The sequence below is a fragment of the Azospirillum himalayense genome, assembly GCF_042657465.1.
In the GTDB taxonomy this organism is placed as follows: domain Bacteria; phylum Pseudomonadota; class Alphaproteobacteria; order Azospirillales; family Azospirillaceae; genus Azospirillum; species Azospirillum himalayense.
The window spans coordinates 131,146-144,111 of the sequence record NZ_JBHSLC010000010.1 but is presented as its reverse complement, the minus strand read 5'-3'; the positions used below and the strand labels follow the sequence as shown (position 1 = coordinate 144,111).

General features: G+C 69.1%; 14 protein-coding genes. 7 read left to right on the top strand and 7 right to left on the bottom strand.

The features are described from left to right. Window positions 1-66: 66 nt before the first annotated feature. Window positions 67-2,055, bottom strand: coding sequence for a PP2C family protein-serine/threonine phosphatase (locus tag ACFPMG_RS07935; protein ID WP_376994636.1), 1,989 nt, complete (start codon window positions 2,053-2,055; stop codon window positions 67-69). Between the two features lie 156 nt (window positions 2,056-2,211). Beyond that, on the bottom strand, window positions 2,212-3,216 hold the full coding sequence (locus ACFPMG_RS07930) for a zinc metalloprotease HtpX (protein WP_376994635.1): 1,005 nt from the start codon (window positions 3,214-3,216) through the stop codon (window positions 2,212-2,214). Window positions 3,217-3,449: 233 nt separating this feature from the next. Here ACFPMG_RS07930 and ACFPMG_RS07925 point away from each other — a divergent pair, with 233 nt between their 5' ends. After that, the gene (locus tag ACFPMG_RS07925) at window positions 3,450-4,358 is read left to right on the top strand and encodes a DnaJ C-terminal domain-containing protein (RefSeq protein ID WP_376994634.1); all 909 of its coding nucleotides are present in this window, start codon (window positions 3,450-3,452) and stop codon (window positions 4,356-4,358) included. A 1-nt stretch (window position 4,359) separates the two neighbouring features. Continuing rightward, window positions 4,360-4,728 carry a chaperone modulator CbpM gene (locus ACFPMG_RS07920; RefSeq protein ID WP_014198715.1) on the top strand — a complete coding sequence of 123 codons (369 nt, stop codon included), beginning with the start codon at window positions 4,360-4,362 and terminating at the stop codon, window positions 4,726-4,728. A 1-nt stretch (window position 4,729) separates the two neighbouring features. Here the strand turns inward: ACFPMG_RS07920 and ACFPMG_RS07915 are convergent, their stop codons facing one another. Together ACFPMG_RS07915 and ACFPMG_RS07910 are read right to left on the bottom strand one after the other, a co-directional pair. After that, complete coding sequence (locus tag ACFPMG_RS07915; RefSeq protein WP_014198714.1) at window positions 4,730-4,921, bottom strand: hypothetical protein; 192 nt, start codon at window positions 4,919-4,921, stop codon at window positions 4,730-4,732. A gap of 336 nt (window positions 4,922-5,257) precedes the next feature. Further along, the gene (locus tag ACFPMG_RS07910; RefSeq protein WP_376994633.1) at window positions 5,258-6,187 is read right to left on the bottom strand and encodes an NAD(P)/FAD-dependent oxidoreductase; all 930 of its coding nucleotides are present in this window, start codon (window positions 6,185-6,187) and stop codon (window positions 5,258-5,260) included. Between the two features lie 261 nt (window positions 6,188-6,448). Here ACFPMG_RS07910 and ACFPMG_RS07905 point away from each other — a divergent pair, with 261 nt between their 5' ends. From ACFPMG_RS07905 to ACFPMG_RS07895, 3 genes are all read left to right on the top strand, one after another. Continuing rightward, a complete protein-coding gene (locus tag ACFPMG_RS07905; protein WP_376994805.1) occupies window positions 6,449-6,754 on the top strand; it encodes an Hpt domain-containing protein in 306 nt (101 codons plus the stop codon). 73 nt (window positions 6,755-6,827) lie between these two features. Beyond that, window positions 6,828-7,199 carry a response regulator gene (locus ACFPMG_RS07900; protein WP_376994632.1) on the top strand — a complete coding sequence of 124 codons (372 nt, stop codon included), beginning with the start codon at window positions 6,828-6,830 and terminating at the stop codon, window positions 7,197-7,199. Window positions 7,200-7,297: 98 nt separating this feature from the next. Then, on the top strand, window positions 7,298-7,678 hold the full coding sequence (locus ACFPMG_RS07895; protein ID WP_035679162.1) for a hypothetical protein: 381 nt from the start codon (window positions 7,298-7,300) through the stop codon (window positions 7,676-7,678). A gap of 7 nt (window positions 7,679-7,685) precedes the next feature. On the opposite strand, the gene ACFPMG_RS07890 is transcribed toward ACFPMG_RS07895, so the two are convergent. Both ACFPMG_RS07890 and wrbA read right to left on the bottom strand, forming a co-directional pair. Continuing rightward, entirely contained in the window at window positions 7,686-8,633 is a 948-nt protein-coding gene (locus ACFPMG_RS07890) for a glutathione S-transferase family protein (RefSeq protein ID WP_376994631.1), read from the bottom strand. A gap of 67 nt (window positions 8,634-8,700) precedes the next feature. Continuing rightward, window positions 8,701-9,303: an NAD(P)H:quinone oxidoreductase gene (gene wrbA / locus ACFPMG_RS07885; RefSeq protein WP_376994630.1), complete on the bottom strand. Its 603-nt coding sequence runs from the start codon at window positions 9,301-9,303 to the stop codon at window positions 8,701-8,703. A gap of 127 nt (window positions 9,304-9,430) precedes the next feature. Here wrbA and ACFPMG_RS07880 point away from each other — a divergent pair, with 127 nt between their 5' ends. Further along, window positions 9,431-10,369 (top strand): LysR family transcriptional regulator, encoded by a 939-nt coding sequence (locus tag ACFPMG_RS07880; protein ID WP_035679155.1) that lies wholly within the window; start codon window positions 9,431-9,433, stop codon window positions 10,367-10,369. A gap of 31 nt (window positions 10,370-10,400) precedes the next feature. Here the strand turns inward: ACFPMG_RS07880 and ACFPMG_RS07875 are convergent, their stop codons facing one another. Then, the gene (locus ACFPMG_RS07875) at window positions 10,401-11,777 is read right to left on the bottom strand and encodes a tetratricopeptide repeat protein (protein ID WP_376994629.1); all 1,377 of its coding nucleotides are present in this window, start codon (window positions 11,775-11,777) and stop codon (window positions 10,401-10,403) included. A 522-nt stretch (window positions 11,778-12,299) separates the two neighbouring features. Between ACFPMG_RS07875 and ACFPMG_RS07870 the strand changes: the two genes are divergently transcribed. Beyond that, the gene (locus tag ACFPMG_RS07870; protein WP_376994628.1) at window positions 12,300-12,944 is read left to right on the top strand and encodes a transglycosylase SLT domain-containing protein; all 645 of its coding nucleotides are present in this window, start codon (window positions 12,300-12,302) and stop codon (window positions 12,942-12,944) included. Window positions 12,945-12,966 lie beyond the last annotated feature (22 nt).

Below are 12,966 nucleotides of genomic sequence, written 5' to 3'. Positions count from 1 at the left end.
CGGCGGGACAGCCGGGTCACTCCGATCAGAGGAAACTCACTCGCAGCCGGACGTCGCCGAAGGGCATCACACCGCCGCTTCGGACTCCGGCGCCAGTTCGGACGCGGGCAACAGGCGACGCACGGTGAGGCACACGATGTCGCCGGTCTGCCCGCCCGGACCGACATGGGCCTCCACCGCGCGCAGCAGCAGTTCGGAGCGGTCGCGCGCCGACAGGCCGCGCCCCTGGTGCAGGACGGCGGCCAGACGCTCCTCGCCGAACGGCTCGCGCTGGGCGTTCACCGCGCGCAGCACGCCCTCGGTGCACAGGAACAGCGTGTCCTCCTGCTCCAGCCGGGTCACCGCCTCGCCGTAGGGGATGCCCTTGCGCACGCCCAGCGCCGGGCCGCCGGCGTCGGCCAGGGTCAGGACGCTGCCGTCCGCCCGGATGCGGCAGGGCGCGCGGTTGCCGGCGCTGGAATGGCTGAGCATCCCGGTCTCGCGGTCGTAGAGGGCGACGAAAGCGGTGGCGAAGCCGTCGAACGGACTCTGCCCGCACAGCCGGTCGTTGGCCGCCGCCAGGATGGCCGCGGGAGTCATGCCGGGCCGGGCCGCCGCCTCGCGGATCGCGCCGCGCACCAGCAGCATCAGGAAGGCCGCCGGCACGCCCCAGCCGGACACGCCGGCCACCACCAGCAGGCAATGACGCTCGTCCAGCTCGATCACGTCGTAGAAGTCGCCGCTGACCGCCGGGCCGGGGACCAGCAGGCCGAAGAACTGGCTGTCCCGCCCGGCGGGAAGCTGCTGCGGCAGCAGGTTCGCCTGCACGTCGCGGGCGGCGCGCTGCTCCTCCTCGATCAGATGTTCGGCGGCGGCCAGCTTCTCCGTGCGGGTCTCCAGCTCGGCCGTGCGCATCAGAAGCTGGGCGTCCAACGTCTCCTCGCGGTAGGACGCCTCCAGCGCCATGCTGCGGAAGACGCGGGCGAGGCGGCCCATCTCGTCGTTGCGCTCCATCGCCTCGTTCAGGGTAAAGGGGTTGAAGCGCCCGGCCTCCACCGCGGCGACGGCCTCGCCCAGCCGCTCGATCGGGGCCATCTGGCTGCGCGCGAAGCGGACGGCGCCGTAGACGCCCGCCGCCAGGACGAGCAGACCGACCAGCACGCCGATCTTCACATGGCGGCCGACCACCGAGGACAGGTCCTCCACCGGCAGGCGAACCACCGCGATCCCCGCTCCCTGCCCGGCCGCCCCCTGCCCGACCGCTGCCGGCACCGGGGCGAAGGCGGTCAGCCGGTCGCCCTCACGCAGAAGGCCGGTCTCGCCGGCCGCCGCCGCGGCCTTCGCCGCCTCGACCGCCCGCTCCGACAGCGGTCCGGCGCTGGGGCCGGTGGCATGCACGGCGAGACGGCCGTCGCGCTCCAGCAGCCACGCGCCCTCCACCGTGCCGCCGGCCAGCAGGGAGGCCATCACGCCGTCCACTCCGGCCTTCCGGGCGATGTCGCCCAGCCGGCGCACGTCGGCACCGACCTGGACGATGCGCGGCTTGTCGACGCCGGCCACACCGGCGAACTTCATCAGCTTGCCGCCTTCGGTGGCGGCGTCGGTCACCACCTTTTCCGGCGCGCGGTTCAGCAGGCCGTAATAGGGCGCCTGGCGCGGCTGCGCCCGGGAGTCGGGGCCGAAGGTGATGTCGGGACCCGGAATGTTGTGCAGATAGGCGCGGCCCCGGTTGTCGGTGACCCAGATCTCGTCCGGCCCGCCGCCGTCCGCGACGGCCTTCAGCCGGTCGGTCACCGCCTTGACCGGCGCCTTGCCCGCCTCCATCACCGCCACGAGGTGGGCGGCGAGCGTCGCCTCCGACAGCAGCCGGTCGCCCAGCAGCGCCTCCACGTCGCGCGGAACCTCGCGCGCCAGCGTGGCGCTGCGGGCCAGCAGGGTCGCCGCGCCGCGGCCGTCCGCTTCCACCCGCGTCTGGATCGCCGAATGGGTCGTCCAGGCCAGCAGAATCGTAACCAGCGCCACCGCCAGCGTCACCAGCCCGGAGATCAGGAGGACCAAACGCCCTTGAAAGGTCATGGAGGGGACCCGCCTTCTGTAGCCAACCGACCGCCGCGGGCGCTCCGCCGTCCCCGGACAAGCCTGGGATTTGGGAAAATTGCCCGACCGCGCCCGTCGGTTCTACCCAGCCGGGCAGCGTGAGTCCAGGAGAGGCGGACGCCGGCCTTGTAACCTTCAGTACCAGTAGCCGCCGATCCGGTAGCGCGGGCGCCGCACCGCCGCCGGCATGGCGAGGTGCGGCCGGGTGTGCAGAGGGTGGGCATCGAGCCCCGGCAGGACCGGCGGCGGGGTACGCAGCGCCATCAGGCGGCGCACCCGCTCCTCGGTGTCCGGGTGGGTGCGCAGCAGGGACGGGATGTTCTGCGCCCGGCGGCGGCCGGGAAAGCGCAGCCCCTCCCACGGGTCGTGCTGAAGCCGCTCGATCCGGGCGAGCGCAGAGGCGACGCCCTCCGGGTCACCGGTCAGGTGGGCGGCATCGAGATCGGCGTCGAACTCCCGAGTGCGCGACAGGGCGAGTTGCAGAAGGACGCCGATCCAGGGTGCGGCGATAAGCAGCAGCACCAGCAGCCAGGGAACCGCCTCCTGCCGCATCATCAGCAGAGGCAGGTTGAGAATCAGCAGGGCCATGCCGAAGACCGACATCAGCCGGGTCAGGCTGGTCACCGTGTCGGCGAGCCCCATCACGGTCAGGTCGTTGTTGCGCACGTGGCTGACCTCGTGGGCCAGCACGCCGGCCAGCTCGCGCAGGCTGAGCGCGCGCAGCAGCCCGTCGGTGACCGCGATGGCCGAGCGGCGGCGGCTGCCCACGGCGAAGGCGTTCAACGCCGGGCTGGCGACGTACCACAGCTCCGGCACCGCGGGCAGCTCCGCCCGCCGGGCGATGGCGGCCAGCGCGTCGAACAGGACCGGGGCCTCCGCGTAAGTCAGGCGGCGGGCACCGAACATGCCGAGCACCATGCGCGGCGACAGGCGCGGGCTGAACAGCAGGCTGATCGCTCCGCCGAGCAGCGCCCACAGCACCCCCTCCACCCCCGCCAGGATCATCCCGCACAGCGCCAACAACATCACCATGCCGCCGAGCAGAAGGAGGGACTGCAACACGTTCGCGATCTTGTGGCGCCGCCGCAGGTCGGCGGCCGCCTGATCCGTGGGCATGAAGGACCGGTGCGTGTGCGGCATGACGGGGGCTTCCTCCCTGACCATCTCCCTTTGGAACCGTTCGACCGGACCCAAGTCCGGCCCGCCTCATATTGGCGCGCGCCGCCCCGTCGTCATCCCGGCCGCAAGCACAGGCGCCGTGCGCCGAACGAAAGGCCAACCCTCTTGATTTGCGGGGGAGCGTCGAACACATACACGTCGAACGTGCTCACCCATCAGCCGCTGACCCCCGCTTTCCAATCACGGTCATCGCCATGAGCAATCCTTACGAGATTCTGGGCGTATCCCCCACCGCTTCGGACGACGAAATCCGCAAGGCCTACCGTAAGCTGGCCAAGAAGCATCATCCCGACCTAAACCCCGGCAAGGCGGAGGCCGAGCAGCGCTTCAAGGACATCAGCGCCGCCTACAGCCTGCTGTCGGATGCCGACAAGCGTGCCCGCTTCGACCGCGGGGAGATCGACGACTCCGGTCAGGAACGGCCGCAGCGCCAATATTACCGCGACTTCGCCGAAGGCCCGGCGGGCGCCCGTTACGCCCACGCCGAAGGATTCGCGTCGGACGATCTGGAACACATCTTCTCCGACCTGTTCGGCGGTCGCGGCTTCGCCCGCGGCGGCGCCATGCCGATGAAGGGCGGCAACCTCAGCATGGCGCTGACAGTCGATTTCCTGGCGGCGGCCAAGGGCGGCAAGCGTCGCGTCACCATGCCGGACGGGAAGACGCTGGACATCGACCTGCCCGCCGGGCTGGAGGATGGCGGCACCATCCGCCTGAAGGGCCAGGGCCTGCCCGGCAGCAACGGCGGTCCGCCCGGCGACGCGCTGGTGACCGTCAAGGTCACCCCCCACCCCTGGTTCCGGCGCGACGGCGACGACATCCAGCTCGACCTGCCGGTGACTCTGGCCGAGGCGGTGCTGGGCGGCAAGGTCCGCGTCCCGACCATCGACGGGCCGGTGATGCTGACCGTTCCGAAGGGGGCGAACAACGGCACGCGCCTGCGGTTGAAAGGCAAGGGACTGCCCGGAGCGAACGGCGCGCGCGGCGACCAGTATGTGACCCTGCGCATCGCCCTGCCCGACGCGCCCGACCCGGCGCTGGAGGCGTTCGTCCGGGATTGGAGGACCGACCACAACCCGAGACGGGACATGGAGGCCGCGTGAGATGGACCGGAACGGCATGGACCAGGGCGGCGGGGCATGGCGGACCGAGGAGGTGCTGGCCACCTGCCGGCGCGTCTCCTCCGCCCAGCTGACGGTGTGGGTGGAGCGGCATTGGCTGCGGCCGCGGCACGAGGGGACCGGTTTCGTCTTCAGCGCGGCCGACGTGGCCCGGCTGGAGATGATCTGCGATCTGCGGGAGGATCTGGCGCTCGACGACGAGGCGATGCCGGTCGTGCTGTCGCTGCTCGACACCGTCTACGGCCTACGGCGTCGCCTGCGCGTGTTGGCCGAAGCCATCGGCGATCTGCCGCCGGAGGCCCGCTATCTCCTGCAGGACGAACTGCGGAAGCGGGAGGAAAAGGAGGGGTAGGTCAGCTCCGGACGCCGAAGGCCCGTCCGCTCAGCGCGATGTCCTGGTTGAAGCCTTCCGCGACCCGGTCGTTGCCGCCGGACTGCATGCACAGCGTCACGTTGATGGCGCTGAGGATGGCGTGGTCGATCTGCTCCGGCTTGGCGTTGTGGCGTTTGATGGCTTGAAGCGCGCGGGTCACGGATTGGGCCATGGAGCAGGTTCCGTTCGTTCTGGCAGGCTGCCCGGGTTGATCGGCGGGTTGGTTGATGGCGTCATCATGCCGTCCCTTCGCTCGTCCCGCTGTGCGCCGGGCCACACCCAGCCGCACGGACCGCCTTTCGCAATGGCGAAAGTCCTAAAGCGCAAATTCTTAATCAGGTGTAAACGTCCGGCCGAGCCCAAAAGGCATAACCCTTTATGCCTTTCCTGGAAGCTCCATCAAACCAAGAGCATAGCTCAAGCCATTGGTTTGGTATTACCACTCATTAATGTCAAATGCGACATTTTGCCCGGCGCCGCTGGCCACCCGCCGGGGGTGCATCACCCCTCAGAGCTCCCCGTCCTCCGCCAGGAGTCGGCGATGGATGGCGGTGGCGGCGATCGCGGCCTGCCCCATGGCGACCGAGATCTGGTTCAGCCCCTCCACGATGTCGCCCGCGGCGTAGAGCCCTTCGATTCCGGTCTGCTGATGCCCATCGGTGACCAGCCGCCCGTCCGGGCCGATGCGCACGCCCAGCCCCTTCACCGGCTCGATGCGCGGGTGGCAGCCCAGGGCGGAATACAGCGTGTCGAAGATCAGCCGCTCGCCGGCTGCCGTGGTCAGGGCGGCGATCCGCCCGCCCTCGGTGTGGATTTCCACCACCGGGTCCTCGACGGCGCGCAGCCCGGCCTCGGCCATGCGGCGCTCCTCCGCCTCCTCCAGATTCATCGGTTCGCCCAGCGTCAGGACGGTGATGTCGCGGGAATAGGTGCGCAGGAACAGCGCCTCCCCCAAAGCCCCGGTGCCGTGGCCGATGACGCCGATGCGGTGGCCGGTCACCTCGAACCCGTCACAGATCGGGCAATGGCGGACCAGCCCCCGCTGCACCGCCTGATACAGGTTGGGCAGTTGCGGCTCGCGGTCGATCACGCCGGTCGCGGCCAGCACGGTGCGGGCCCGGAACAGCCGCCCGTCCTCCGTCCGCACGCGGTATCCATCGTCGCCCCGCTCCACCTCCGTCACCGTTCCCGGCACGATCCGGGCGCCGTAGCGCTCCGCCTGCGCGCGCATGCGGGCCAACAGCTCGTCGCCGGTCACCCCGTCCGGAAAGCCCGCATGGTTGTGGGACAGCGGAATCCAGGAGGCCCGGCTGGCCCCGGAATCCACGACCAGGAAGCGGCGGCGGTAGCGCGCCAGATAGATCGCCGCGGTCAGACCCGCAGGGCCGCAACCGACGATCAGGGTGTCCAGACGCTGTTCCTCGGTTGCGGCGGCCATTGCTCGGGCGTTCCAGCGGTCGTTGACGACGTTGGGGAACAGGCTGCGCCTTCCCAGGTTCCGCAGCGGGGCGCTGCACCGCCGAAGCGTCCATTCGCCGCGCCGGCCTCGGCTTGACCGGGTTGAATTGCCATACGCACTGTACGGCCATACCGTGTCCTGCCGGGAGCCGCCGTCGTGCCCCAGCCGCCATCCAGACCATCGGAACCGTCACCGGCCAACGCAACGCCATGCGATCAGGAGATCCTTGACGTGGAGCCGATGCTCCGCAACTTCGGTGGCCCTGGCCCCACCGTCACCATGCTCTACGCCCTGTTCCTGGAAAACGCCGACGAGTTGTCGCGCGTTCTGAAAGAGCGACTGGCGCTCGGCGACCTGGATGGTGTCCGGCTGGCCGCCCATTCGGCGGCCGGCGCCGCCCGCACCGCCGGGGCCGGGCGGGTCGCCCACCTCTTCGGCTCGGTGGAGGAGGCGGCTCTGCACGGCGACGCCGCGGTGGTGCGGCGGGACGCAGCGGCCCTCGACCGCGCTCTGGCCGACGTGAAAATTTTGATCGCACGCATTTGAGTTTCTTTCGCGCTGATATATCATGCGGGCGTAACCCTTAGGGGTACCCACAGGACGAAGCGCGAGGGTGGCCGTGTCGTTCAATTCGTGCGCGGTGCTGGTCGTCGAGGACGAGGTGGTGACCCGCAGCGTCTCGGTGCGGCTGCTGAAGCAGTTGGGCGTCGGCACGGTGATCGAGGCCGCCGACGGGGCGGAGGCGCTGGCCCGCTGCAACCGGGTCGATTTCGACGCGATCTTCTGCGACGTGGACATGGTGCCGATGGGCGGTCTGGCCTTTCTGGAGGCCTTGGACGGGCGGGCGCCGGTCATCATGCTGACCAAGCACGACCGGTCCGACGTCGTCCTGTCGGCTCTGCGCTCCGGCGCCACCGGCTATCTGGTGAAGCCGCTGACCCCGCTCGGCCTGCGCGAGAAGCTGGAAAAAGCGCTGACCGCGAAAGGGTAGAACCTTGACCGCGACATTATACTTTTCGTAACCACGGCGGAATTATTCTGTACACGGTGCATTGCTGCACCCTTGTGCGGATTGCCGGGAGATTCCGCATGCCCATGAACGTTCTGGAAGTGGCGATCTACGCCATGGTGCTCACCGCGTCGCAGCCACGCCCTTATGAGTGCGTCGCGGTGCAGCCGGAGGGGGTGAACTGCACGAACGGCCTCGCCGTGGCGTCCGAGACGCCGAACGGAGTCATGGCCTTCAACACCGGCGTGCAGGTCATCAAGGACAATCAGGGCCGCGTGCGGCTGAGCAACGGGATCACCACCCATTTCGATTCCTCGGCCTGGGTGGCCTTCAAGAACCCCGGCGGACAGACCCTGGTCAGCGTGCGCAAGACCGGTCCGTTCCGCTTCAAATTCTCCAACAGCTTCCAGTGCGAGATGATCGGCCAGAAGCAGGACATGGCGCGCTGCTACAAGCCCTGAGGCCCGATCACCCCACCAAGCCCCGCCCGTGCGGCGCGTCGAGATCCAGCGCCGGCCCCTTCGGCACGACGCCGGTCGGGTTGATCATGGTGTGGCTGGCGTAATAGTGCCGCTTGATGTGGTGGAAATCGACCGTCTCCGCCACACCGGGCACCTGATAGAGGTCGCGCAGATAGCCGGACAGGTTCGGATAGTCGGCAATGCGGCGCAGGTTGCACTTGAAGTGGCCGACATAGACGGCGTCGAAGCGCACCAGCGTGGTGAACAGGCGCCAGTCGGCCTCGGTCTGCCGGTTCCCCAGCAGGTAGCGCCGCCCGGCCAGCCGCTCGTCCAGTTCGTCGAGCGCCGCGAAGAGGGCGTCGAACGCCTGCTCGTACTTCTCCTGGCTGGTCGCGAAGCCGGCCTTGTAGACGCCGTTGTTCACGCGGTCGTAGACGAAGGCGTTGAGCCGGTCGATCTCCTCCGCCAGCTCCGCCGGGTAGAAGTCCAGCGAGGCGTCGCCGAAGGCGTCGAATTCCCGGTTCAGCATGCGGACGATCTCCGCCGATTCGTTGCTGACGATGGTCCCGGTTTTCCTGTCCCACAGCACCGGGACGGTGACGCGCCCCGAATAGGTGGGATCGGCCTTGGTGTAGACCTCGTGCAGGCGGGTGGAGCCGGTGATCGGATCGGGTTCGGGGAAGGTCCAGCCCTCCTCCCGCATCAGGGGATCGACCACGGTGACGCCGATGGCGTCCTCCAGCCCCTTCAGCTTGCGCAGGATCAGCGTGCGGTGCGCCCAGGGGCAGGCCAGCGACACGAACAGGTGATAGCGCCCGGCCTCCGGCTGGAACGGGGTCGAGCCATCGGCCCGCACCCAGTTGCGGAACTGGGTTTCCGGACGGACGAAGGCGCCGCCGCTGTTCTTGGTGTCGTACCACTGGTCGTGCCAGCGGCCGTCGATCAACAGGCCCATGCCCTGAACTCCCCTCTGTCCGGTGCCGCCTCTCCCGCCCGGACGGCGGGAGAGGCGCACTCCACCCTCAACCGTGCAGCTTCTTGGCGATCTCCGCGACGTGCCGGCCCTGGTAGCGGGCGCCGTCCAGTTCGACCGCGCTCGGCTGGCGGGAGCCGTCGCCGCCCGCGATGGTGCTGGCGCCGTAGGGGCTGTTGCCCATCACCTCGTCCACGCCCATCTGGCCTTGGAAGCTGTAGGGCAGGCCGACGATCACCATGCCGAGGTGCAAAAGCACGGTGTGGGTGGTGAGGATCGTGCTCTCCTGCCCGCCGTGCTGGGTGGCGGAGGAGGAGAAGGCGGCGCCCACCTTGCCGACCAGCGCGCCCTTCGCCCACAGACCGCCCGTCTGGTCGAGGAAATTCTTCATCTGTCCCGGCATGTTGCCGTAGCGCGTCGGCACGCCCAGGATGATGGCGTCGTAGTTGGCAAGCTCGTTCGGGTCGGCGATGGGAATGTTCGGCTCTTCCTTGAAGTGCGCCTTCTGCCGCACCTCTTCGGGGACCAGCTCCGGCACGCGCTTCACCGTCACCTCGGTGCCCGGAACCGAGCGGGCGCCCTCGGCCATCGCCTGCGCCATGGTGGAGATGTGGCCGTAGCTGCTGTAGTAGAGCACCAGAACCTTCGCCATGTCTCGTCTCCCCTCTGTCGTTGCGGCCGCGCTGGAGGCTGCGGCGTCCCAAAGAGATAGCGCGTTGCCGCGCTCCAGCAAATCCAGGGCGCTGGAACTTCATTGTTCCCGGGTGTAGAACAATGACATGGATCGCCTCGACGACATGATGGCCTTTATCAAGGTCGTGGACACCAAGAGCTTCACCACCGCGGCGGAGCGGCTGAACCTGTCCAAGTCCGTGGTTTCCCGCCGCATCGCGGAGCTGGAGAACCGGCTGGGCGCGCGGCTGCTGAACCGCACCACGCGCAAGCTCAGCCTGACCGAGGTCGGGCAGGCCTATTACGAGCGCTGCACCCGCATCATCGCCGATCTGGAGGAGGCGGAGCAGGCCGTCGCCGACCTGCACGCCGCCCCGCGCGGGCGGTTGAAGGTCAACGCGCCGGTGTCCTTCGGGCTGCTGCATCTGGCCAAGGCGGTCGCCGAGTTCCTCGAACGCTACCCGTCCATCGAAATCGAGATGGATCTGAACGACCGCTACGTGGACCTGATCGACGAGGGTTACGATCTGGCGGTGCGCATCGGGCGGCTGCGCGACAGCTCGCTGATCGCCAAGCGTCTGGCCCCCAACCGGCAGGTGGTCTGCGCCAGCCCGGCCTATCTGGAGAAGCACGGGATACCTCAGACGCCGGATGAGCTGTCCAACCACAACTGCCTGATCTACACCAACATCCCGACCGCCGAGCAGTGGCAGTTCCGTGTCGGCGACGCCATGCGGTCGGTCCGCGTGTCGGGGTCGCTGCGCACCAACAACGGCGACCTGCTGCGCGAATCCGCCATCGCCGGCGTCGGCATCATCGTGCTGCCCACCTTCCTGTGCGGGGAGGCTCTGTCCAAGGGGCAGCTCCAATGCCTGCTGCTGGACTATTACATGGCGGAATCGAACGTCTTCGCGGTCTACCCGCAGAACCGGCACCTGTCGCCGAAGGTCCGTGTCTTCGTCGATTTCCTGGCTGAACGCTTCGGCCCGCGCCCCTATTGGGACTGCGCCCTGCTCAGCCTGCAGCCCTTCCGGGCGGAGGCGTGACGCACACCCCCGTCCCGAAAAGCCGTTTTCGTCAGGCCGCCGGCTTCTCCACTATAAAGAGAAGACCCGGCACGCCGACACCCTTCTCCCGGCGGGGGGAGCAGGGCTCCATCAGGAGCACCGTCAGGCCCGCCGCCGCCGCCATCTCCCGCAGATAGGCTTCGCTGTGGGCGTAGCGCCGCGACGGGCCGAGCGCGTAGCCAGCGCCCGCCGCATCCTCCAGACGTTCGACCGTCGCGGCGAAGCGGCCCGCCGGACGCAGGGCCTTGGCGGCTCCCGCGAACAGCGCAGTCAGGTGGCCGAGATAGACCAGCACGTCGGCGGCGACCAGCAGGTCCCAGGCGCCGGGTACCGCCTCCACCGCCGCGACCACGTCGCCGACCGACAACTCATCATAGAGAGCGCGGGCGCGGGCCTTCTCGACCATGCGCGGGGCGAGATCGACTCCGGCGAGATGCGCAGCCAATGGGCGGAACGCCACGCCCGCCAGCCCGGTGCCGCAACCGAGGTCCAGCACCCGCAACCCAGACGCCCCATGTTCGGATGCCGGCCCCAGCCGGTCGACCGCCTCGCGGAGCAGGGCCGGCGCGGAATAGCCAAGCTTGCCCACCAGATCCTGGTCGAAGCGGTCGGCGTAACGATCGAACAGAGCGCGCACATAGGCCGCCGACAGGTCCTCCCCCGCACCGCCTTCCAGCGCCGCGATCAGCGCCGCGCAGCCGAGTCGGCCGTCCGAGTCGAGTCCTTCGGCACGGCGCAGAGCGGTCAACGCCTTCACCGGCTCTTGCAGGGCGATCCAGGCCCGCCCGACGGCGGCGTGCAGGTCGGCGTCCTCCGGATCCCGGCGGGACAAGGGCTGCAGCAGTTCCACCGCGCCCAGCGCGTCGCCGGCCTCGACCAGCAGGGCCGCCAGTTCCAGAGCCGTTTCGCGGTCGCCGGGGCGCAGGGCCACGGCCTCGCGGTACTCCTCCAGCGCGGCGTCCCGCCGGCCCGCCGCCGCCAGGGCGCGGGCGAGCCCGAGCCGGGCCGTGGCGGAATCCGGCCGTTCCGCCGTCAACACCTGTCCGGTGGTCACGGCCTCCTCGAACCGGCCTGCGGCGCGCAGTGCCTCGGCCAGGGCGATCCGCCACGGCCACACGGCGGGGTCGAGCGCCACCGCCCGCCCGCAGGCGGCCAGCGCTCCGGCGGCCTCGCCCGCGTCCCGCGTGCTGTCGGCCAGGGCGCCCCAGGCCTCGCCCGACCCCGGGTCGGCGGCGCAGGCGAGCCGGAAGGCACGCGCCGCCCCCGCCGCGTCGGCGGCGTAGAGTCGGTCATAGCCAGTCTGGAACAAAATGCCCGGAACGTCTCCGGGTTGGACGAGGGGGATTGCCCCCTCCCGGTCGGCTTGAGCCGTCGAATCGCGATCCACGATCACTTCGCTATGGGAGATGCGCTGTCGCCGCCCCCGCTCCGGGAGACTCCGGAAAGCGGATGAAGACACGAACTCCTGCACCAGCTTGTGCCCGCGCGCAAGAGGCATCCGAAGGAGGTCGTTCGGCAGCGAATCGAGCGGCACACCGTCGCATTAGGCCGATTGGATGGTTTTGTACGCCTTTCGCACAATCCACCTCTTTCGGTATTTCAAAGCGCTTCGGAATCAGTGCCTTGATAGCTAAGACCAAGGCCCGGAGTGGGTTTTTTCCGCCGCCTTGTGACATCGTTCGATCGAAAGGCGTGGTATTACCGGGCAGCAAATAGATTGACGCTGTATAAAATTTTTGGAAGTGTGGCTTCGGCGCCCGATGGTGGGCGCTGAACTTTCGGGTAGGAGGCGGTCACCGTAAGCGACTCGGTGACCGGTAATGGCGGCCCCGCGCGGGGGGCCAAAACGAAGCCGGATGAACCCGGCAACGAAGAGGGGACCGAGGATATGCAGGATCGAACACAGCGCGTGCGACGCACGTATGGCGGCTGGATCGCTCTTGCACTGGGCTTAGCCGCCTCTCCCGTCCTCCTCGCCAAGCCCGCCGCCGCCCAGGACAGCAGCTGCGTCTCCCACGCCGTCGAGGCCGAGCGGAAGTTCAACATCCCCTCCGGCCTGCTCGTGGCCATCGCCCTGGTGGAAAGCGGCCAGGACGGCGCTCCGACCCCCTTCGCGATGAGCGTGGAAGGCCGTCCCGTCTACGCCCGCAACGCCAACGACGCCGCCCGGCATCTGCGCGACAAGCGCGGCCAGCTTCGGCAGAACGTCTATGTCGGCTGCATGCAGATCTCGCTGGGCACCCACCGCGGCGAATTCCAGCCGGTGGAGCGGATCGTCGACCCCCGCGAGAACGTCAACTATGCCGGCCGTCTGCTGCTTCGCCTCCATGGTGAGCAGGGAAGCTGGAAGACCGCCGTCGCCCGCTACAACGGCGGCTCCACCCGTCAGGCCCAGAACTACGTCTGCAAGATCTGGCAGCACCTGAACGAACTGGACCCGAAGAGCGCCAAGCTGCTGGAATCCGCCCGCTGCGGCGACTCTGAGCCCGCCAGCATCGCGCCGAGCACCCGCCGCACCTTCCGCAACGCCCAGCAGGTCGCCTCTCTGGACTGATCCCAGCTTCGCGGGGGATGGC

Coding starts and splice junctions, on each gene's coding strand:
- wrbA (WP_376994630.1), bottom strand. CDS start 9,303: ATGGCGAAGGTTCTGGTGCTCTACTACAGCAGCTACGGCCACATCTCC.
- ACFPMG_RS07930 (WP_376994635.1), bottom strand. CDS start 3,216: ATGCCGCACACGCACCGGTCCTTCATGCCCACGGATCAGGCGGCCGCC.
- ACFPMG_RS07925 (WP_376994634.1), top strand. CDS start 3,450: ATGAGCAATCCTTACGAGATTCTGGGCGTATCCCCCACCGCTTCGGAC.
- ACFPMG_RS07915 (WP_014198714.1), bottom strand. CDS start 4,921: ATGGCCCAATCCGTGACCCGCGCGCTTCAAGCCATCAAACGCCACAAC.
- ACFPMG_RS07880 (WP_035679155.1), top strand. CDS start 9,431: ATGGATCGCCTCGACGACATGATGGCCTTTATCAAGGTCGTGGACACC.
- ACFPMG_RS07910 (WP_376994633.1), bottom strand. CDS start 6,187: ATGGCCGCCGCAACCGAGGAACAGCGTCTGGACACCCTGATCGTCGGT.
- ACFPMG_RS07935 (WP_376994636.1), bottom strand. CDS start 2,055: ATGACCTTTCAAGGGCGTTTGGTCCTCCTGATCTCCGGGCTGGTGACG.
- ACFPMG_RS07905 (WP_376994805.1), top strand. CDS start 6,449: ATGCTCCGCAACTTCGGTGGCCCTGGCCCCACCGTCACCATGCTCTAC.
- ACFPMG_RS07895 (WP_035679162.1), top strand. CDS start 7,298: ATGCCCATGAACGTTCTGGAAGTGGCGATCTACGCCATGGTGCTCACC.
- ACFPMG_RS07920 (WP_014198715.1), top strand. CDS start 4,360: ATGGACCGGAACGGCATGGACCAGGGCGGCGGGGCATGGCGGACCGAG.
- ACFPMG_RS07890 (WP_376994631.1), bottom strand. CDS start 8,633: ATGGGCCTGTTGATCGACGGCCGCTGGCACGACCAGTGGTACGACACC.